The organism is Blautia sp. BCRC 81119 (genome assembly GCF_003184505.1).
Lineage (GTDB): Bacteria > Bacillota > Clostridia > Lachnospirales > Lachnospiraceae > Blautia_A > Blautia_A fusiformis.
In genome coordinates this window covers 1-20,473 of record NZ_QJHD01000036.1, presented here as the reverse complement: position 1 = coordinate 20,473, position 20,473 = coordinate 1, and the positions used below count along the sequence as shown (strand labels likewise).

General features: G+C 40.7%; 22 protein-coding genes and 2 pseudogenes. 23 read left to right on the top strand and 1 reads right to left on the bottom strand.

Annotation, left to right across the window (positions count from 1 at the left end):
• The first annotated feature begins 11 nt into the window (after window positions 1–11).
• The 10 genes and pseudogenes from DMI82_RS17745 (at window position 12) to DMI82_RS17700 (ending at window position 10,329) form a co-directional block, all read left to right on the top strand.
• Window positions 12–1,460, top strand: a complete 1,449-nt coding sequence (locus DMI82_RS17745; RefSeq protein ID WP_110104106.1) for a DNA/RNA helicase domain-containing protein — start codon at window positions 12–14, stop codon at window positions 1,458–1,460.
• Between the two features lie 39 nt (window positions 1,461–1,499).
• Window positions 1,500–2,426, top strand: a complete 927-nt coding sequence (locus DMI82_RS17740) for an AEC family transporter (RefSeq protein WP_110104105.1) — start codon at window positions 1,500–1,502, stop codon at window positions 2,424–2,426.
• Window positions 2,427–2,448: 22 nt separating this feature from the next.
• Entirely contained in the window at window positions 2,449–2,910 is a 462-nt protein-coding gene (locus DMI82_RS17735; RefSeq protein WP_021652616.1) for an NUDIX hydrolase, read from the top strand.
• A gap of 32 nt (window positions 2,911–2,942) precedes the next feature.
• Window positions 2,943–3,254 carry a carboxylesterase family protein gene (locus DMI82_RS17730; RefSeq protein WP_021652615.1) on the top strand — a complete coding sequence of 104 codons (312 nt, stop codon included), beginning with the start codon at window positions 2,943–2,945 and terminating at the stop codon, window positions 3,252–3,254.
• A gap of 3 nt (window positions 3,255–3,257) precedes the next feature.
• Window positions 3,258–3,908: pseudogene (locus tag DMI82_RS17725) on the top strand (IS982 family transposase); the annotation flags it as partial.
• A gap of 157 nt (window positions 3,909–4,065) precedes the next feature.
• Window positions 4,066–4,362 carry a hypothetical protein gene (locus tag DMI82_RS17720; protein WP_021652613.1) on the top strand — a complete coding sequence of 99 codons (297 nt, stop codon included), beginning with the start codon at window positions 4,066–4,068 and terminating at the stop codon, window positions 4,360–4,362.
• A 153-nt stretch (window positions 4,363–4,515) separates the two neighbouring features.
• Entirely contained in the window at window positions 4,516–5,649 is a 1,134-nt protein-coding gene (locus DMI82_RS17715; protein WP_118752692.1) for a hypothetical protein, read from the top strand.
• Window positions 5,650–6,023: 374 nt separating this feature from the next.
• Window positions 6,024–7,349, top strand: a complete 1,326-nt coding sequence (locus tag DMI82_RS17710) for a hypothetical protein (RefSeq protein ID WP_129974506.1) — start codon at window positions 6,024–6,026, stop codon at window positions 7,347–7,349.
• 446 nt (window positions 7,350–7,795) lie between these two features.
• Window positions 7,796–8,968 carry a site-specific integrase gene (locus DMI82_RS17705; protein WP_110104103.1) on the top strand — a complete coding sequence of 391 codons (1,173 nt, stop codon included), beginning with the start codon at window positions 7,796–7,798 and terminating at the stop codon, window positions 8,966–8,968.
• Between the two features lie 17 nt (window positions 8,969–8,985).
• A complete protein-coding gene (locus tag DMI82_RS17700; RefSeq protein WP_021652076.1) occupies window positions 8,986–10,329 on the top strand; it encodes a tyrosine-type recombinase/integrase in 1,344 nt (447 codons plus the stop codon).
• Here the strand turns inward: DMI82_RS17700 and DMI82_RS17695 are convergent.
• Window positions 10,326–11,162, bottom strand: coding sequence for a tyrosine-type recombinase/integrase (locus DMI82_RS17695; RefSeq protein ID WP_158526512.1), 837 nt, complete (start codon window positions 11,160–11,162; stop codon window positions 10,326–10,328). The two genes, DMI82_RS17700 and DMI82_RS17695, sit on opposite strands and share 4 nt — an antisense overlap.
• Window positions 11,163–11,765: 603 nt before the next feature.
• Here DMI82_RS17695 and DMI82_RS17690 point away from each other — a divergent pair.
• The 13 genes and pseudogenes from DMI82_RS17690 to DMI82_RS20160 all read left to right on the top strand — a co-directional run.
• The gene (locus tag DMI82_RS17690) at window positions 11,766–13,637 is read left to right on the top strand and encodes a TIGR03960 family B12-binding radical SAM protein (protein ID WP_110104122.1); all 1,872 of its coding nucleotides are present in this window, start codon (window positions 11,766–11,768) and stop codon (window positions 13,635–13,637) included.
• Entirely contained in the window at window positions 13,612–14,328 is a 717-nt protein-coding gene (locus DMI82_RS17685; protein WP_334292737.1) for a TIGR03936 family radical SAM-associated protein, read from the top strand. Before DMI82_RS17690 ends, DMI82_RS17685 begins: the two co-directional genes overlap by 26 nt.
• Window positions 14,312–15,535: a ribonuclease E/G gene (locus DMI82_RS17680; protein ID WP_110104102.1), complete on the top strand. Its 1,224-nt coding sequence runs from the start codon at window positions 14,312–14,314 to the stop codon at window positions 15,533–15,535. Before DMI82_RS17685 ends, DMI82_RS17680 begins: the two co-directional genes overlap by 17 nt.
• A gap of 141 nt (window positions 15,536–15,676) precedes the next feature.
• Complete coding sequence (gene rplU / locus DMI82_RS17675; protein WP_015525170.1) at window positions 15,677–15,982, top strand: 50S ribosomal protein L21; 306 nt, start codon at window positions 15,677–15,679, stop codon at window positions 15,980–15,982.
• A gap of 12 nt (window positions 15,983–15,994) precedes the next feature.
• Window positions 15,995–16,315, top strand: a complete 321-nt coding sequence (locus DMI82_RS17670; RefSeq protein ID WP_015525169.1) for a ribosomal-processing cysteine protease Prp — start codon at window positions 15,995–15,997, stop codon at window positions 16,313–16,315.
• A 5-nt stretch (window positions 16,316–16,320) separates the two neighbouring features.
• Entirely contained in the window at window positions 16,321–16,608 is a 288-nt protein-coding gene (gene rpmA, locus DMI82_RS17665) for a 50S ribosomal protein L27 (RefSeq protein WP_015525168.1), read from the top strand.
• Window positions 16,609–16,672: 64 nt separating this feature from the next.
• Window positions 16,673–17,965, top strand: a complete 1,293-nt coding sequence (gene obgE, locus DMI82_RS17660) for a GTPase ObgE (protein ID WP_110104101.1) — start codon at window positions 16,673–16,675, stop codon at window positions 17,963–17,965.
• 11 nt (window positions 17,966–17,976) lie between these two features.
• A complete protein-coding gene (yhbY, locus tag DMI82_RS17655) occupies window positions 17,977–18,267 on the top strand; it encodes a ribosome assembly RNA-binding protein YhbY (protein WP_021978046.1) in 291 nt (96 codons plus the stop codon).
• A 16-nt stretch (window positions 18,268–18,283) separates the two neighbouring features.
• Entirely contained in the window at window positions 18,284–18,925 is a 642-nt protein-coding gene (gene nadD / locus DMI82_RS17650) for a nicotinate-nucleotide adenylyltransferase (RefSeq protein WP_021652068.1), read from the top strand.
• A complete protein-coding gene (gene yqeK / locus DMI82_RS17645; protein ID WP_015525164.1) occupies window positions 18,912–19,526 on the top strand; it encodes a bis(5'-nucleosyl)-tetraphosphatase (symmetrical) YqeK in 615 nt (204 codons plus the stop codon). Before nadD ends, yqeK begins: the two co-directional genes overlap by 14 nt.
• 6 nt (window positions 19,527–19,532) lie before the next feature.
• Window positions 19,533–19,922, top strand: coding sequence for a ribosome silencing factor (gene rsfS / locus DMI82_RS17640; protein ID WP_021652066.1), 390 nt, complete (start codon window positions 19,533–19,535; stop codon window positions 19,920–19,922).
• A gap of 92 nt (window positions 19,923–20,014) precedes the next feature.
• Complete coding sequence (locus DMI82_RS19955) at window positions 20,015–20,161, top strand: hypothetical protein (protein WP_158526511.1); 147 nt, start codon at window positions 20,015–20,017, stop codon at window positions 20,159–20,161.
• A gap of 104 nt (window positions 20,162–20,265) precedes the next feature.
• Window positions 20,266–20,473: pseudogene (locus DMI82_RS20160) on the top strand (hypothetical protein); the annotation flags it as partial.

The window sequence follows — 20,473 nt, the reverse complement described above, 5'->3', positions numbered from 1 at the left end:
AGGGTTAAAATATGAAGGCAATATCGATCTATGCACTTACAAGAAATCAGAATATGGAATGTGTCCAGAAGCTGGAACGCCAGCTTTCCAGCAGAGATTTTTTTCTCAGGATCAAAGAGTGGGAACTGGAAAGTATGAAAGCACTGGTGAAGCAACTGGAACTGCATATGGAAGAGGTATATAAGCTCCGGCTTTTTTATTCGTTCCAGATCCCGAAGCTTGGAAAGGAGTTTGATCTCCTTCAGATCAAGGATGATCAGATCGTAAATATTGAACTGAAAAGCGGCAGTGTATCGGATGAGGCCATTCGAAGACAGCTGATTCAGAACCGGTATTATCTGTCTGTTTTTGGGAAATCGATCCTGTCTTATACCTATATCAGCAGTGAAGATCGTCTGGTGAGACTGACCAATCACGATCACATTGTGGAGGGGGACTGGAAACAGCTATGTATTGCATTGGGGAAAGAAAGCCCGGACTATGAGGAAGATATCGAGGATCTGTTTCAGGCAGAGCTTTATCTGATCTCTCCACTGACAGAACCGGAGCGTTTTCTCAAAAAAGAGTATTTCCTTACTTCCCAGCAGAGAGATATTGAACGGCAGATTCTGAAGAGAATACGTGGAGAAAGAGGAGGATATTTCTGGTTCAGCGGACTTCCAGGAACCGGAAAAACATTGTTGCTTTATGATATTGCGATGAAGTTGTCCGTGCGCCAGAGAGTCTGTATCATTCACTGTGGAGAGGCGGGAAAAGAATGGAAGATTCTTCATGAACGTCTGCGGCGGATAGATTTTCTGGCAGATACTCAGCTGGACGGAACGACGGATCTTGGCTGTTACAGCAGCATTCTGGTAGATGAAGCACATCTTCTGTCCCTGGAAAAATTATCGGTTCTGCTTACATGGAGTGAGCACAGGCCGGTGATCTTTTCCAGTGATTCCGAGGATGTGATCTCACCGGAAGAGATGGATCGTAGCATTGTGGAAAGCCTGGGAAATCTGCCGGAGATCCAGAAATTCCATCTGACAAACCGGATCCGTACCAATGCGGAACTTTCCTCTTTTATCCAGAACATGATGCACCTGCCGGAAAAAAGAAGCCCCAGATGGTATCCGCATATTGCAGTGGTGTATGCCAATAATGACCGCGAGGTGGAAAATTTTCTGAATGATTTTGCGGGACAGGGATATCAGCAGCGGATGCCAGAGGGTTCTGGACAGCTTGGTATCCAGGCAGTGAGAGATGCGGAGAAGATCGTTGTATTGCTGGATGAACAGTATTATTACGACGAAAAAGGATATTTAAGATCCAGGTGCTCCGCGGAAAAATATTCCAGTGTACGAAAACTTTTTCATCTTTTGAATCAGGCGAAAGAGAGCCTGGCTCTGGTGGTGAGAGAGAATATGGCGTTATATGAAGTGATGATGGAGATTTTGCAGATGCACAGAAACAGATAAAAACAAAAGATTAAAGACAATGGAGAGGAAGACAGAGAGATGGAAGTTTTGGAGATTGTTTTGCCTGTACTGGCGATGATCATTCTTGGAATCCTGTGCAGAAAATGGAAACTTTTAGATCAGAGTGGTGTCAATAACATGAAAACACTGGTAACAAATATTATGCTTCCTGTGGCAATTTTTCATGCACTGGCAACAGCAGAGTACAGTGGAAAGATCGGAATTCTGGTTCTGATCATGTTTGTGATGCTCTTGATTTCATTTGGGGCAGGATTCTGGATGAAAAGATTTATGGACGAGCCATATAAGAAATATCTTCCGTTTCTGGTCTGTATCTATGAAGGTGGAATGATGGCTTACCCGTTGTATACAAGTCTTTGTGGCAGCGAAAATCTTTCACAGATTGCAGTGCTGGATATTGCGGGACTTCTTTTTGGATTCAGTGTGTATATGGGAATGCTGGGACAGACGGAAAACGGGGAAAAGATCAATGCAAAAAGCCTGTTTTACAGTGCATTGCGAACCCCTGCTTTTATAGGAACGGTTCTTGGAATTATTGCAGGACTGACACGAATGATCACCCGGCTTCTGGACAGTCCTTTTGGCAATTGTTATCTCAGTGTGGAGAATATTCTGACAACGGCCATTACGCCGATTATTCTTATTGTAGTTGGGTACAGTATGGAACTTGCGCCGGAACTTATCAGCCCCTGCCTCAAAACCATATTGCTGAGAATCCTTTTGCAGGCAGTGATGATTGCGGGAGTTCTCATGGCAGTAAAATATTTGGTAGGAGGTTCCAGGCTTCTGAACCTGGCGGTTATTACATATATGTCCTCGCCTGCTACATTCAGTATGCAGACTTTTCTGAGAAAGAAAGAGAGCAGTGCTTATGCATCCACAACAAATTCTCTGTATTGTGTGGTCTCAATCCTGGTTTATATCACACTGGCAGTGGCAGGATGATGGAACTGAAAGAAGGGATCAAATGACGACAACGACATTATGTTATATAGAAAACGATGATAAATTCCTGATGCTTCACAGAGTAAAAAAACAGGATGATATGAATGAGGGCAAATGGATCGGCGTTGGCGGGCATGTGGAAAGTCAGGAAACTCCGGAAGAATGCCTTGTTCGTGAGGTGAAAGAGGAAACAGGGCTGACACTTACCTCCTATAAGTTCCGTGGCCTGGTGACATTTATAAACAGTGAATGCGAATCAGAACTTATGTGTGTGTTCACGGCCGATGAATATGCAGGAGAACTGATTGAATGTGATGAGGGAGAACTTTGCTGGGTTGACAAAGCCATGGTGCCGAATCTTCCGGCATGGGAGGGGGATCAGGTATTTCTTGATCTGCTCCTTTCAGGAGAAAAACGCTTTTTTTCTGTAAAATTGCAGTATGAAGGTGACAGACTTGTAGAGAAGAAAATTCATTTGTATTAATAGTAGATTGTTTCATAGCTGGAGGGGAAATCATGTTTAATAAAATGATTGCACAGCAAACCGCAAAAAAAGAAAAACTTCTTGATAATTTTCTGAAAAAACATGAAGCGGAATATCCGTTTCCGGAAGATGTGGAACTCATTTGTGACATTGACTATATGGGAGATGGAAAGCCCTGTCATTTCATGGATATTTACCGTCCCCGAAATTATGAAGGAAAACTTCCAGTCATGTTTAACCTGCACGGAGGCGGTTTTCTCCTTGGAAAAAAAGAAGAGGGATTTTTCTTCCCTCCTATATTTACGGGAAACACTGGAAAAAGAGTTCGTTTTATCCATATATAAATGAGACGTGCTCTGATGCAGACAACCGAATTATTAAGACAAAAGATGCTCTCTGTTTTTCCGGTTCCGGTCAGTTCTTATTGCATTATTGATAGTTTTCCGCTTGCAGTTTGCAAATTCGGACGTGCACGATACTGCAAAACATTTCGCAGCCAGGGTGCTGATTACGGAAAGTGCCCTTCTAAAAAGGAAACTTACTTCGGCTATAAAGTGCATGCCCTGGTCACGTTAGAAGGTTACATTACTGCATTTGAGATTACGCCGGCATCCACAGATGACCGTGAAGGATTACGAGATCTGGTGGATAATTGTTCAAATATTACAATTTTAGCAGATAAAGGATATGTTGGCGAAAAACTCATGCAGGAAATGCAGGAACAAACGATCTGTCTTTTTGCACTCAAGCGTTCCAACAGTAAAGAAAACTGGCCAAAATCGGTGCGTCAACTGATCTTCAAATTGAGAAGACGGGTAGAAACTGTCTTTTCACAGTTAAGCGGTCAGTTAAATGCTGAAAGAGTACTTGCCAAAAGCTTTCAGGGCTTATGCACCCGTTTGGTTAATAAAGTATTAGCATACAACCTCTGCATTGCATTAAACAGTATTTTCGGTGAAACCTGCGAACTTGGAAAAATCAAAGAACTGATATTCTAAAAAATTTGTTTATCAAAAAACAGGGATTTTTTGCGGCTTTTACAAGTTTTTAAACATTTTATTTGAAATAGCACAATAGGTTAAATTATAATATCTGAAATACTGGTTGGTCTGTATTGTAAAAAACAGATAGATATTTGTGTATAATGAAATAAATATGGAAGATGGGCAGGTCTGCTTTTGGGCTTACCTATTTATAAAATACAAATTCCAAATGTCAAGATCAACGCTGTTGAAGCATATATATGAAGTTCTGAATCCAAAGGCAATTATCAAACAGGCTTCCATATTAGGAAAGCTTTATACAGATTCTCAAAGGCACGATTTGATGGAAAACGTTCATGATATCCGAACACCAATGAATGCGCTTCTGGGATATAATGAGCTGATGAAAAAGATCGTAAATCTTGGAGATACCGATAAATTTTCTCTTCCTCAGTTGCTTGAGTTGTGAAGTCTGAATGAGAAAGCGGAAATGAAGTCTAAAAAGACTCCGCCTAACAGAGCTAAGAATGATAACGCTACTGTTTTTACTTCAGTGTAGAGAGTTGGAACACTTTCATTGCTATTTGTGCCGTCTGCCGAAGGCGGCGGAATGGAGATTAAAATGAATTTAAATGAATTTTTGAAAGAAGAAGCCTTTTCAAAATATAATGTTGGAATAGAAAAAATTAAAGATGATTTTATTGAATCCGGATATGAAAAATTTTTGTGGAGGCAAACACTGAAAGAGTGGGATGATGCAAAAAAGACAATATTAGAAGAGAATTCGTATAAATATGTTGTTAATAAATATGTACAGAGCTTTTTAGAGCAGTTTAATAATATTGATGATTCAGATGTTGCTTTTATTTATCCAGAGTCATATACACCTAATTATTTTATGATACAAGCATTAATAAAAAAAGAAGCTAAAAAGGATTATGTAATAGAAAATTTATTACCGGATGATGATACAATTAATCATTTGGCTATTTTTTGTCGCGATAAAAAAGAAACAATAGAATTAATGAATCACTTAGTTTATTCAGCAGTATTGGGAGAGAACTTCGGTGGATATAAATTGCTGGGAGTTCATTTATGCTATTATTTGGAATGCTGTGGAAATGATTCTTACGCATATACTATGAGAGTTCCTAATAGTTTAATGCATTATCAGGGTTATGTTACAAGAAAGGACACAAATCCATATATAATATATGCTACTCGAAAGAATATAGAAGGATTAGTGCAAAAGGGCTTTTTTAGATCAGAATTTGAATTGTATTTGAATTTAAAAAATACATTAATGCCTTTTTTACAAGCTATGTATCTTAAGGCACAGAATGCAGGGGATAAGAATTATGACTGGAAAACAGCAAAGAGCATTTTAAAGGGAGAATTAATTGAAAATGGAATCATAATATCTAAATGGAAACATGAACAATCTCTTTTTTTATTAGTAAAGAAAACTTATTCAGATGCTATATTTCAATATAGACCGGAATGGCTTTCTCCCCAAAGTTTGGATATTTATATTCCCAAATTAAATGTTGGAATAGAATATCAGGGAATACAACATTATACGGATGTAGATTTTTTTGGAGGAAAGAAAGCATTGGAGCATAGAAAAGTTCTCGATGAGAAAAAACGCAAAATATGTCAAGATAAGGGGGTCATTTTGGTTGAATGGAAATACAACTTTAACATTACAAACAAAAATTTACAGACTTTATTGCGGGATGCCTTGAGATCAGTATAAAAATGTATGAGTCTAATGTATTGACCGAAGCCGCAGAATAAAGCAATACATGATATTATAGAGTAGAATAAAGAAGATATCTATTCCAAGTAGCCTTTATAACAATTATAAAGAGAGTTCCTTGTAACTATCAGGAAATCTGATAGTTAGTTCTTCAGCAGAAAGTATATGTTTAATAATAGTACCGGAGTTACAGCCAGATTTGATTTGCGTTTGTTGGCAACTTTTTACGATAAGAAAGAATAACAATTACTTAATTAAGTACAACGATTAGAAATCAACAGTGTAACCTATGATAAAAACATTAGTGGTTGATGATGCAGGACTTAAAGAAAATATATTTTTTGATAATAAAATAAAAGGCAGGAAAAAGTATGATTACAGGAAGTTTTATAATGATATCAGAGGGCGAAATTAAAGAGCGTCGAAAAAAGAGAGAAACTGAATTGCGAAAGATGGTCTATGAAGAATATGAAAATTTTAAGATATATATTAGCTTTTACGAATTGCCGGAAATTAAAAAAATAACTTTTATGAATATGCGTGGATGTGATGCGGCAGTATCTCCAATTTTCAGTAGTGAACTTGAAATAAGGATTAATGAAAAATATTTAAAGGCCAAATGTCCTATGGAGTATTTAAAAGTTATTTTATTTCATGAATTCACGCATATTTGGGATCGAATAGTAAAATATGCAGATTTACGAGCAGCGAAACTGACAGAGTATCATGCAGTGCAAGTTGCATTTGCAAAAAATCTCAACCAAAAGCGTATTGATAAATGGGATAAGTTTTCTGAGAATCAATTTGTTTCGTATAATGATAAACGTGTATCTGCAAAAGAATATCTGCAAGTTTGGTGTGACCATTATTCCTATGACATGGAGTACCATTATTATAATGAATCAGATGACCGTACAAACCAGTTTATGTATGATTTGTGTCAATGGATGGGGTATAGTATTATATTTGAAAAATATTGTATTGAATGGAATGGAACACGTAAAATTAAAGGATTTATCCCAAAAGATATGGAAGATTTAATCGAGCAATTTTATATAAGCCTTAGAGATGATTTTGGAAAGGAACAAATCGTTAGTAACTATAATCAAATAAAGAACAAATTTAATGAACTGAATCATATTCAGTTTATTGGAAATGAAAATTACTTTCTGATAGAAAGAACTAAGGGGATAAGTGCGGAGAAAAGTTTCAAAGAACATTGCATAGCGATAGAAAAAATATATAATGATATGAAAAAAAAGCATTCCCCACAATTTTTAACAAACCAACCATATTTAAATAAAAGTTTTGTTTTGCAATATTTTAGAAAAATGTATCAAGATATGCTTTCTGTTATTGATACGCCGTTTCTTTTCAAAAAATATATGGAGCATTATTCTTTGATATGCCTGGATGATATTACAAAAATGAAAAGTTTCTTGGAATCAGAAATCAGACCAATATTTGAATCAAAAAGTTATTTTGAGATTGTTATAAAAAAAATAGAATTGCTGAATGAAGTTGAGATATGTACAGCCCCAAATGGGAAATCCTACTATAGGATTTTTAATGTTCAGAATTTTATTGAAAGCATAGGATTTACGCCGGCGTTTCTGGCAGCGTTACTTATGGGAATTGCTGATGCAGGATATGAAATAAAATTTTCAAATGTAATGATAATTTCTAAAGTTGTTTAAAAATTATACGCAAAAATAATAGAATAAGGGTATGGGGCATATCAATAAGTTCTCTACTCTTTTATTGTATTTAGAGAACATTAACACAAAAGCACTTGTTTGTATATCGTTTGCTTGGCTTGTTTACAATTGATAAGAATTGAGTGAATTCCAAGCCCAGAGCCGCTTTGTGGGGAGTAAGTCGGCTTTGCATTTGTGAGATTTCTTGTATTCTACATAATTGCCAATCATTTTCCTAATAGTTGGATAGTATGGACTTGCTGACCGGAATATTCATTCATCTATTCTTATCGAGGTAGAACTACTGGCAACGTATTACAGAATCATACGAAAGAAATGACTACTGAGGAGTTAGATATGGATTGCAAAAGATACATGATCTGTTTATGGTAAAATGTAAAATATCTTTACGATAAGGAAATAACACACAAAGGAAAAAACAAGAAATGCAAGAACACACAAGAACTCCCGTATTTCAGGAAAAAAATGGCACCTGGAGACATCTCACTAAAACTGTGAATTCCCTCATCTGCACTATTGAATATGGCAGCAGTGCCGGTTTTTCATCAAAGGAAGACGCCCTAGAGAGTTACCAGCAGTCCATGGATGCTTACCAGGATCAAATATCCAGGTTAAAAAAATCCCGGAACATGCCGTTTACTTTTTCGGAATACCTGAATTACTGGCTCAGAGATGTCTATACACCGATTTTTAACAGTTCCAGTGCCCAGTTGCGTAATCGATGGGTGATAGAACTGATCATACTGCCGCATCTTCACAAAGATATCCTCCTTGACTGCATCAGTACCGGTTATATTAATAAAGTTCTGGGAGACTGTCAAAAAGTCTGTACCAATGGAGGATATTACGCTTACCGGCTTCTTCATACGGCTCTGCGTTTCGCTTACTATAATTCCTATATTCCGGATATTAACTTTCAGGAGATCAGACATTATCCGGAGCCTGTGAGAAATGTAACGTTTTATTCCAACGAACAGCTTCGCAGATTTCTGGACGTAGCTTCACATTCCAGCAGTTATCTGGAGATTCAGCTGGCACTTTTCTGTGGCTTGAAAAAAGGAGAAATTCTTGGGCTTAGATATTCAGATTTCCATAAAAAAGAATGTACAGTAAAAATACAGCGTATATATACCATACAGCGTAATACAGAAGATGGCTATCAGTTCAAAAAGCTTTCCGGAACCAGACAAAACCGTACCTTAAAAATCCCTTCTTTTATTTTCCAGGAACTTGCCATACGCAGAAAAAAGAACCTTTCTATCCTGGAAAAATATCCATCCGAAACCAAATATAAATCCAGCATCTGTCTTGGCCCGGCTGCAAAGACAAAATCCGACAACACACTTGGGGTTTCTTTAAAACAGATCGCAATAGAAGCCGGCCTCCCTGTAGTCTGTATGGGTGACCTCCGCTATATGTTTGCCCGTTTTCTTATGGAACAGGGATTCTCCCTGGAGACAATTTCTGCCATTCTCGGTCATACAAAACTAAATACGACTTTGGCATTTTGTAGTATATTCCCATGTGAGGAACCCGAAATAGGCATAGTCATCGGAAACACCTTGGATCCTGTTTTTGAATCCGGAACAGAGCGGTGAGAAGGAGAAATCTATTTATGCAAAAGAAAAAATATCCATTGTTTCCAGCCGTAAAAGAACCCTTTTTCTATGGAAATATTATTTCTGGACGATCACTGGGAGATGTGGTTTACCTGGCATCCAGGAAAAAATACTGTTTCCGTCTTCAACTGGTTTTTGAATCCGGTGATGTTAGGACGGTACAGAGAACCTCATCTGACAAGCAGACGGCCCGTATGGAAAGGGATCTTGCACTGATGCACATTGCCAGGGGAACTTTCATCCCTTTTTCTTATACAGTCAGGGAATTCTACGAATACTGGTTTTATCATCATATGATCGGAGAAAAACGAATTTCCTATAATACCTATACTTCTTATCGCAGCATCTTGAATAATCATATCCTTCCCGTGATCGGACACCAAAAACTTGATTGTCTGCAGAGAAAAGACCTGATCCGGGCATTACGGAAGATTCCTTCAAGAAATGTACAGCGTACCGCCATCGGAATGATATCAGGGTCTCTGCGCTATGCACAGGAACGGAGTTATTTTCCAGTAAACATATACAGCGGTCTCAATTATGAATTAAAGAAATCCGGTCTTTTTCAAAAAGAAACGAAAACAGAAGCAAACGTATATACAGTAGAACAGGATGCGCATCTTTTACATCTCTGCCGGAAACAGGAACCACAGATCTATCTTCCTATGCTTCTTGCCGTTACTGCCGGTCTCAGAGTATCGGAGGCGATCGGACTGAAATATGAAGATATTGATTTTCTTAATAAAAAACTTACCGTGACACGTCAGCTCGGAAGAAGTCTGTATCCGGAAAACTCTCATATAGAGCGGCCAGCATTGTCGCAGGAAATCCAGCTGAAAACAGCGAGGAGCCACCGGCAGGTAGAACTGGCAGACTTTGTCCTTGACGAGATTCTGCTGGAACGGCAGCGGTATGAAAAACGCAAAGCAGAAGATCCAGGCTTTCAGAATCTGGGATATATCTGCTGCCAGAAAGATGGACGCTGCTATAATCGCAGATTTTATACAGATGCTTATAATCGGATTCTGCAACAATGTGAATTTCCAAGACTTGAATGGAGAAAATTCCGTAATACCTATGCGACAATTCTGTCTGATTATCAGGTCCATATCAAAACAATTTCTCAGTGTCTGGGACATTACAGCCCGGATTTCACCAAGAAAGTTTACGTGTTTGTAAAAGAGCCGGACGTTTATGACATTTCTCACGCAATCGGGGAATATGTTTCTACGAACCGTCTTCTACCTGTTCCCCGTAGCTGGAAAGAAACAGATGTCTACCTGCTCCCAGGAGATTCCGTCTACAGGGAATATTTTTTGAATAATTTTTATTCCATTTAAAACATCACTGGTAATATAAATTTCATAGTGGAAAGTTCTCCCTGCGGTTCCGCAATCTGCTGACACAGGGTCAGCATCCGGCTGGGGTTTGTATAACCAAAGAGCTCCATGATCCTTTTAATATGCTTTTCTTCTTTTATAAGACTGGCAAGATACATATAGCGAAGATCTCCCATTGTGATACCAGGCAGGCCTGCAGCCTGCGTAATCTTTTTCAATCTGGTGTTTAATGCTGGAAGTGTCTTTGTCTTTCCGTATGGTCCAAGACAAAGAACATCTTTTTCAGCCAGGCCTGGATATTTTTTATGGATGCGCTCATTCTGAGATTTTCTGCATTTAATTTCATCAAAAAGGAAATCTGGCACAGGTAGGGTGCGGTAGTTACTTTCACCACGGAGCTTTCTGTTACTGTATTTTTCTTGTCCTGCTTTTGATTCATAATGCTCATTGGTACTATAATTTCTGATATGCATCCCAGTTACGGTAACAGTACCTGCTCTCAGATCAAAACTGTCATACTTAAGGTTCAGGATTTCCCCGGCTTTCAGTCCGCAGTAAAGTGCCAGGGCAAATTCAAGATAATGGGAAGCCGTATCATTTTTTGCAGCTGACAGGAAACAGGAAAGCTGTTCCGGCGTATAAAGGATCAATTCTTTCTCAATTGCAGAATAATTTTTCAAATCCAGGAAAAGCCACAGATTTCCAATTTTGTTTCCAAGCCCATTTGTTATGAGAATACGGAGAAAACGGTGTAAAGAAGCTGCCGTATTTTCGCTTTTTATGCTCACACGTTCCAAAAGTGCATTCAGGAATATCGCATATGTCTTTTCCACGGGCAGCCCCATAGCTGGAAGATTCGGCTCAATAACACTAAAAATCATCTAGCGGTAGTAAGCATCTGTACTGCTGCTGGTTGAAGTGGGAAGGTAATTGTTGTAGTACCAGTATTCCAGGTAATCTTCCAAAGTGATGCCTTCTTTCTTTTCGGTTGTTTCTTTCATGTCTTTTTTCTTTTCTGTCATCAGCCATTACAGGCCGTTTTTTGGTCAGTTATAAGCGGATTTAATTTCTGCTTTTAACTCTTACATTACTGATATGTATGATTTGCATTCTATTATCCCTCCATTTTTATCAATTTTTGACAAAATGAAAAAATTTTTTACTTAGAATATTCCGAAATGAAAAAAGACAAATTTTAGCACTTTGGAAAAAGCAAACGATTTCCCTTGAATTTATGAAATGACCTGTATTATAATAAGATAATTAACGGCATATGCTAAAATAAAAACATAAGTGACCATGTGCCATTTTTTGAGTCAAAACGGCCTGGAAAATGCATACTATTTTTCAAGTTTATTCAGAAAAAAGGATACGGTATGCCACCATCAGGAAAATCTCTGTTTTGGCAGAAAGTAACAATTGTTGAAAGGAAAAGAATGAGAAAATTAGCACTTAGTGATGAAATTTTAATGAAGGTTGACAAAGCTGCCCGTTATATCGGCGGTGAAGTCAACTCCGTAATGAAAGATAAAAATGCAGTAGATATCCGTTTCGCAATGTGCTTCCCGGATGTCTACGAGATCGGAATGTCAAACCTGGGCATGATGATCCTCTATAACATGTTCAACCAGCGCGAGGACGTATGGTGTGAGCGGCTCTTTTCCCCATGGCCGGATCTGGATAAGGTGATGAGGGAGGAGAAGATCCCGTTGTTTGCACTGGAATCCCAGGAGCCTATCCGGGATTTTGATTTTCTTGGAATTACGATCGGGTACGAGATGTGTTATACCAACATCCTCCAGGTACTGGATCTCAGTGGTATCCCGCTGAAAAGTGCAGACCGTGGTGAGGATTTTCCTATTGTGATCGGTGGCGGTGCCTGTGCGTATAATCCGGAGCCGCTGGCACCTTTTTTTGATATGTTTTATATCGGAGAAGGTGAAACGGTTTATGATGCACTTTTTGATGCGTACAAGGCAAATAAAAAGGCTGGTGGCAGCAGGAAGGATTTTCTTCTGGCAGCAGCTAAGATCCCTGGAATTTATGTTCCATCTCTTTATGAAGTTACCTATAAAGAAGACGGCACGATCGCATCCTTTGCACCGACGGCGGATGGTGTTCCTGAGAAGGTCCAGAAACAGCTGATCATTGATATGGAAAAGGAATATCGTGCTGTGGAGGCACCGGTCGTTCCTCACATTAAGGCAACACAGGATCGTGTAACTCTTGAGATCCAGAGAGGATGCATTCGAGGCTGTCGTTTCTGCCAGGCAGGTATGATCTATCGTCCGACCCGTGAACGTGATGTGGAGACTTTGAAGGAATCGGCGCGTATCATGCTGAAAAATACAGGACACGAAGAGATTTCCCTTAGTTCCTTAAGCTCCAGTGACTATTCCCAGCTGAAAGAACTGGTGAACTTCCTGATCGAAGAGTTTCATGGAAAGGCTGTTAATATTTCCTTACCATCTCTCAGGATCGATGCGTTTGCACTGGATGTTATGAGTAAAGTGCAGGATGTAAAGAAAAGCAGCCTGACTTTTGCTCCGGAGGCCGGTTCTCAGCGACTTCGTGACGTTATCAACAAAGGTCTGACAGAGGAAGTGATCCTCCATGGTGCGGGCGAAGCATTCAAGGGTGGCTGGAATCAGGTGAAGCTTTACTTTATGCTCGGTCTTCCCACAGAAACAGAAGACGATATGAAGGGAATTGCTCATCTGGCACAGAAGATCGCAGAGACCTATTATGAGGTGGTTCCGAAAGAACAGCGTAAAGGCAAGGTACAGATCAACGTCAGCACATCTTTCTTTGTGCCGAAGCCGTTTACCCCATTTCAGTGGGCACCAATGTATACAGAGCAGGATTTTGTGGAAAAAGCCAAGGTGGTTAAAAATGAAGTCCGCGCCCAGCTGAATCAGAGAAGTATCCGTTATAACTGGCATGAACCGGATGTAACAGCTCTGGAAGGATTTCTCGCACGCGGGGACAGACGATGCGCGGATGTGATCCTGAAGGCTTATGAAAAAGGTGCCCTTTACGATGCTTGGACAGAAAATTTTGATTATGATATCTGGAAGGAAGCTATGGCTGAATGCGGAGTGGATATGACATTCTACACACTTCGTGAAAGAAGCCTGGATGAGATCCTTCCATGGGATTTCATTGATACCGGTGTCAGCCGCAGATTCCTGGAGCGTGAATGGCAGCGTGCAAAAGAGGGTGTTGTGACGGAAAACTGCCGTCAGAAATGTTCTGCATGTGGAGCTATGAAATTTAAAGGAGGTGTCTGCCTTGAAGGTAAGAATTAAATTCAGCAAAGAGGGTCCTATGAAGTTTGTGGGACATCTGGATACCATGCGTTATTTCCAGAAAGCGCTTCGTCGTGCAGAGCTCCCGGTAGCGTTTTCCGGTGGATACAGCCCGCATATGATCATGTCTTTTGCGGTTCCACTTGGAGTGGGGATGGAGAGTCTCGGAGATTATTTTGACCTGGAAATGGCAGAAGATATGCCTACTGCAGAGATCGCAGCCCGTCTGGAGGAACAGATGGCAGAGGGGATGCATATCGTTAGCGTCCGCAAGGTAGAGGATGGAAAAGCGGGTAAAGCGATGGCACTGGTGGCAGCAGCAGATTATCTTGTGGAGTTCCGTCCGGGCAAAGAGCCTTCTATTGACTGGAAAAGCCGTGTGAAAGAATTTCTGGCACAGCCGGAGATCAAAGTGACCAAGCAGACCAAGCGTAGCGAAAAGGAGATCGATCTTCGTCCGAATATCTATAAAATGGAAGTAAGAGAGAATGGGTTCTTTTATATGCTGGCATCTGCAAGCTCTAATTATACGAAGCCGGAGATGGTAACAAACACCTTTTTCCACTGGATTGGAGAAGAACTTCCGGAATTTGCCTTCACAGTGAAACGTCTGGAAATGTATGCCGATAAAGGAGAAAATGCAAGCCCACGTTTTGTGACTCTGGAATCATTAGGTGAGGAAATTGAGTAAACTGATCATAACAAGAATGGAGATCCATGGTGTGCCCTGTACAGTAGCGGCTCTTTCGGAGGAGGAACGGATCGTTGAGATCCGACTGGAATCCGATCAGGAAAAATCCATTCTTGGAAATATATACACCGGACAGGTCGAAAATATCGCATCCAATATCCAGGCGGCTTTTGTGCAGATCGAGCCTGGAAAGAGATGCTACTATTCTCTTGCAGAGGCACAGAGAGCTGTTTTTTCCGCAGGAAGAAAAGGAAACGGACCATTGCGGCCTGGAGATGAGCTCCTGGTACAGGTGAGCAGGGATGCCATGAAGGGAAAACTTCCGGCACTGACATCCAATCTGAATTTTACGGGAAGATATCTTGTTCTCACTACAGGAGATAAAAAGTTTGGTCTGTCTTCCAAGCTGGCACTGGAAGATCGCCATCGCCTCAGCGGATGGCTGAAAGAGGAAGCAGAGCGTCCGGATAAGGAATTCGGTATCATTGTCCGGACCAATGCCGCAGACGCTTCCAAAGAAGAGATCCTGAAGGAACTGGAGTGGCTGAAGGGCCGCTACCATAAAGCCGTAGTTCAGGGACGGAACCGTACCTGTTTCAGTCTTGTACTGGAGACAGAACCATTTTATGTGGCTGCTGTAAGGGATGCTTATGGTCGTGACTTGGATGAGATCATTACCGATGTGCCGGAAATCAGAGAAATGATCCTAGGATATCTGGAAGAGATCAGCCCGGAGCTTAAAGAAAAGCTTCGTTTTTATCAGGACAAACTTCTTCCGCTTTATAAGCTGTATCGCGTGGAAACCGCACTGGATGCGATCCAGAAAGAAAAAGTATGGTTGAACAGCGGCGGATTTCTGGTGATCCAGCAGACGGAGGCCTTTGTATCCATTGATGTAAACAGTGGAAAATATATCGGAAAGAAGAAAATGGAAGAAACCTTCCGTAAGATCAATCTGGAAGCGGCAGCGGAGATCGGCCGGCAGTTGCGGCTGCGTAATCTTTCAGGTATTATCCTGATCGATTTTATCAACATGGAAAATCCGGATCACAGAGATGAACTCTTTCATGTTTTACAGAAGCTTCTCAGAAAGGATCCGATAAAGAGCAGGGCCATTGATATCACACCATTGCATATCCTGGAAATGACCAGAAAGAAAGTAAGACGTCCGGTGATCGAGGACATTCGTGAGCTTACAAAAAAATAATAAAAATATCAAAAAAACTATTGACATAACAGTATGTCACTGTTATGATAATTGAGTATGCCGCACAAAGAGGTTAAAGAGCTTCAGTTTCAGAACAGGAGCCACCGAATTTGGCGAGTAAATAATTAGGAGGTGCCACAGATGTACGCAATTATTGCAACAGGTGGTAAACAGTACAAGGTTGCCGAGGGTGACGTAATTAAAGTTGAAAAGCTCGGTGTAGAAGCTGGTGAAACCGTAACATTTGACAACGTGATCGCAGTCAGCAATGACGGATTAAAGGTTGGCGAGGATGTAAAAGATGCCAGTGTTACCGCTTCTGTAGTTGAAAACGGTAAGAATCGCAAGGTCATCGTTTACAAATACAAACGCAAAACTGGATATCACAAGAAAAACGGACATAGACAGCAGTACACCAAAGTTAAGATCGAAAAGATTAACGGTTAATCTGGTGTCATCATGATTACAATTAAAGTCAGAAAGAAAAACGGATCTTATGAAGAATTTATTTCGAAGGGACATGCCGGTTATGCAGAAGCCGGACAGGATATTGTCTGTGCTGCGGTATCTGCACTGATCATTACCACGGTGAATTCTCTTGAGAAATTCACAGATGATAAATTTGATGTGCAGGAAAAGGATGGATTTGTTTCCATTCATTTCAGAAATGATCTTTCTGAACGGGGGATGCTCCTTATGGATTCCTTACTTCTCGGTCTGACGGAAATTGCTGGTAGTTATAACAATCGATATTTGACAGTAAAAGTCAAGGAGGTGTAACAACAATGATGAAGATGAACCTTCAGTTATTCGCACATAAAAAGGGAGTTGGTTCTACAAAGAACGGTCGTGATTCCGAGTCTAAGAGATTAGGTGCGAAAAGAGCAGACGGACAGTTTGTAAAAGCCGGAAACATTCTTTACAGACAGCGCGGAACCAAGATTCACCCAGGTGAAAACGTAGGCTGCGGTAAAGACTATACTTTATTTGCACTTACAGACGGAGTCGTAAGATTCACAAGAAAAGGTCGCGATAAGAAACAGGTTTCTATCGTTCCTGTAGACGCAGAGTAATGAAATAGGTAAAAGGCTTCAAATCGATCCGGTTTGGAGCCTTTTTTTGGAATAGAGGTGTAATATGTTTGCAGATAGAGCAAGGATCATTATCCGCTCCGGTAAAGGCGGCGACGGACATGTAAGCTTCCGACGTGAGCTGTATGTACCTAATGGCGGGCCGGATGGCGGCGATGGTGGCCGTGGCGGTGATGTGATTTTTGAGATCGACGAGGGCCAGAATACTCTCGGAGACTACAGACACAGAAGAAAATATAAAGCTGAGGATGGCCAGGAAGGCGGTAAAAAACGCTGCCATGGTGCAGACGGTAAGGATGTGGTCCTGAAGGTTCCGGAAGGTACGGTGATCATGGATGCGGAATCCGGCAAGGTCATCGCGGATATGTCCGGTGAGAATCGTAGACAGGTCGTATTAAAAGGCGGTCGTGGTGGAAAAGGCAATCAGCACTATGCAACAGCTACCATGCAGGTACCGAAATATGCCCAGCCTGGACAGCCGGCTCAGGAGCTTGAGGTTCTCCTTGAGCTTAAAGTGATCGCAGATGTTGGTCTGGTAGGCTTTCCGAATGTAGGTAAATCTACCTTCCTTTCCCGTGTGACAAATGCACAGCCGAAGATCGCTAACTATCATTTTACAACGTTGAGCCCTAATCTTGGCGTTGTAGATACTGATAACGGCGGCTTTGTTATCGCTGATATCCCGGGACTGATCGAAGGTGCATCGGAAGGTGTGGGGCTTGGACATGAATTCCTCCGTCATATTGAGCGTACACGAGTTATCATCCACATTGTAGATGCCGCTTCCGTAGAAGGTCGTGATCCAGTGGAGGATATCCACAAGATCAATAAAGAACTGGAGGCCTACAATCCGGAAATTGCAGCAAGACCGCAGGTGATCGCAGCCAACAAGATTGACTGTATTTTTGATGATGGCGAAGAAAGCCCTATTGATCAACTGAAAGCAGAATTTGAGCCACAGGGTATTCCGGTTTATCCAATTTCAGCCGTTACCGGGCAGGGTGTCAGAGAACTCCTTTTCCATGTGAAAGAGCTTCTGGATAAGAGCCCGATGAAACCGGTAGTGTTTGAACAGGAATTCTTCCCGGAAGATGTTCTTGTAAATGAAAATCTTCCGTTTACTGTGGAGCGCAGCGAGGAAGATCCGGAAGTATTCCTTGTGGAAGGTCCTAAGATTGAAAAAATGCTTGGCTATACAAATCTGGATTCTGAGAAGGGATTTGCCTTCTTCCAGAAATTCCTGAAAGAGGGCGGTATCCTGGAGGAACTGGAAAAAGCCGGTATCCAGGAAGGCGATACGGTTCGTATGTATGGCTTTGATTTTGATTATTATAAATAAGAGGTATGACAATGACAAGTAAGCAGAGAGCATATTTAAAAGGCCTTGCCATGACAATGGATCCGATCCTTCAGCTTGGCAAGGGTGGTCTTACTCCTGAAAATACCGCTGCTGTTGAGGAAGCTCTTGCAGCAAGAGAGCTGATCAAGATCAGCGTTCTTCAGAACTGTCTGGAGGATCCACGTGAAATGGCACAGGTTCTTGCAGAGAGAACAAGATCTCAGGTAGTACAGGTGATCGGTAAAAAGATCGTTCTCTACAGAGAAGGTAAAAAGGACAAGAAAAAAATCATTCTTCCGTAATCTCGGGAGGTTATAAATGAGCAAAGCAACAAAAAAAATAGGAATCATGGGTGGTACTTTTGATCCCATTCATATGGGGCATTTGATCCTGGGAGAAAAAGCCTATGAACAGCTTGAGCTTGATAAAGTTTTGTTCATGCCCTGCGGAAATCCACCTCATAAACGGAACCGTAAGGGCAGAGCGACTGATGAACAGCGTGCGGAAATGGTCCGTCTTGCCATAGAGGATAATCCTCACTTTGAGCTGTCTCTGATCGAGATGCATGAGGAAGGCTATACGTATACTTACCGGACTCTGGAACAGCTGAATAAAGCGAATCCGGACACAGAGTATTATTTTATCATCGGTGCAGATTCGCTTTTTAATTTTGATACCTGGATGGAACCGGAACGCATTTGTCAGGAAGCAGTACTGGTAGTGGCAACCAGAGATCATACTCCATTGAAGGAACTTGATCAGCAGATGCAACTTCTGTCACAGAAGTATAACGGGAATTTTATTCGACTGGATACCATGAATATTGATGTTTCCAGTGAGCTGCTCCGTTCCTGGCATGAAAGCGGGCAGAGTCTCCGCTATTATGTTCCCAAGCCTGTGATTTCCTATATTGAGAAAAACGATATCTATAAAGGAAATGATTCAGATGGGAAAATATGATTTTATCAAGATAAAAAAGAAACTTTCCAAATATCTGGATGAGGCCAGATTTGAGCATACAATGGGGGTTATGTACACTTGTGCTGCGCTTGCCATGGTTTATGATTATGATCTGGAGGATGCACAGGCTGCAGGACTTCTTCATGACAGTGCAAAGTGTATTCCTAATAAAAAGAAACTGAAGCTGTGCAGCCAGCATGATATTCCGGTATCAGATTTTGAAAAGGATCATCCGTTTCTTCTTCATGCCAAACTGGGGGCTTATGTGGCCAGCAGTAAATATGATATTAAAGACGAAGAGATCCTGACAGCGATCACTTATCATACAACAGGAAGACCGGGAATGAGCCTTCTTGAGAAGATCGTATATATTTCAGACTATATTGAACCAATGCGTGACAAAGCTCCGAATCTTGCGAAGGTGCGAAAGATTGCTTTTGAAGATCTGGATGAGTGTATGTATGAGATTTTAAAGGATACACTGGAATATCTGGAGGAAAATCCCAAGGAAATCGACAGTACGACCAGGGATGCTTATGTTTATTATAAAGAACTCCATGACAGAAAAATGCAGGATGCAGCCAACAGACAGGAGGATTAAAATTCTATGAGTATCGAAAAAGAGATGGTCCGGATCGCCTGCAAGGCACTGGATGATAAAAAAGCAAAGGATATCAAGATCATTGATATCCATGAGGTTTCCGTGATCGCAGATTATTTTGTGATCGCAAGTGCTTCCAACCAGAATCAGGTACAGGCAATGGTTGACAATGCAGATGAAATGCTTGGCCGTGCCGGATATGAAGCAAAACAGATCGAGGGAACCAGAAACTCCAGCTGGGTCCTCATGGATTACGGTGATATGATCATCCATATCTTTGATGAGGAAAACAGACTTTTCTACGATCTTGAGAGGATTTGGAGAGACGGCAAGATTCTTGATGCGGAAGAATTTCTTGGTGAGAATTGTACAGAAGTAACTAGCATTTTTCTATAATTTGTAAAAACAATTATTCTGTAGCAAACCAACCAACAAAACGAAGCGTATTACTGGCAAAACCGGTGATACGCTTTTTTAATGGAGGCAAAATGAAAAAATTTAAAGCTAAAATCTACCTAAAAAACAAAAAAGAATTAAATGAATACCTAAAAAATCTCGTAAAAATAAAGAAAAACCCTACTTTAGAAGATGTGAAATTTTCATTCAAGTGGGAAACAATCCCTTGTGACCAATAACTAACATTTGGAAATATCAGGGAAAAAGAAGATGTGGAGGAAATATAATTATAAATAACGAAATACCTAAAACAATTCCGGTCGCAGACTATGCCGGATATATTATGAAAAATTTTAAGCCAGATGTCATAAAATTCAAAAAGCCTGAATCGGAATGGACAGAAGAAGAACATACAGAATATACAAAGTGGGTTCTTAAACTGTCTATGGCACATAGATTCAAGCAACAAATACAGGAGAATAAGCCCTTAACAAATAGGGACAAAAGGATTATAGAGCGTTTTAGAAGTGGCGCAGATTTCTTTGGCGAAA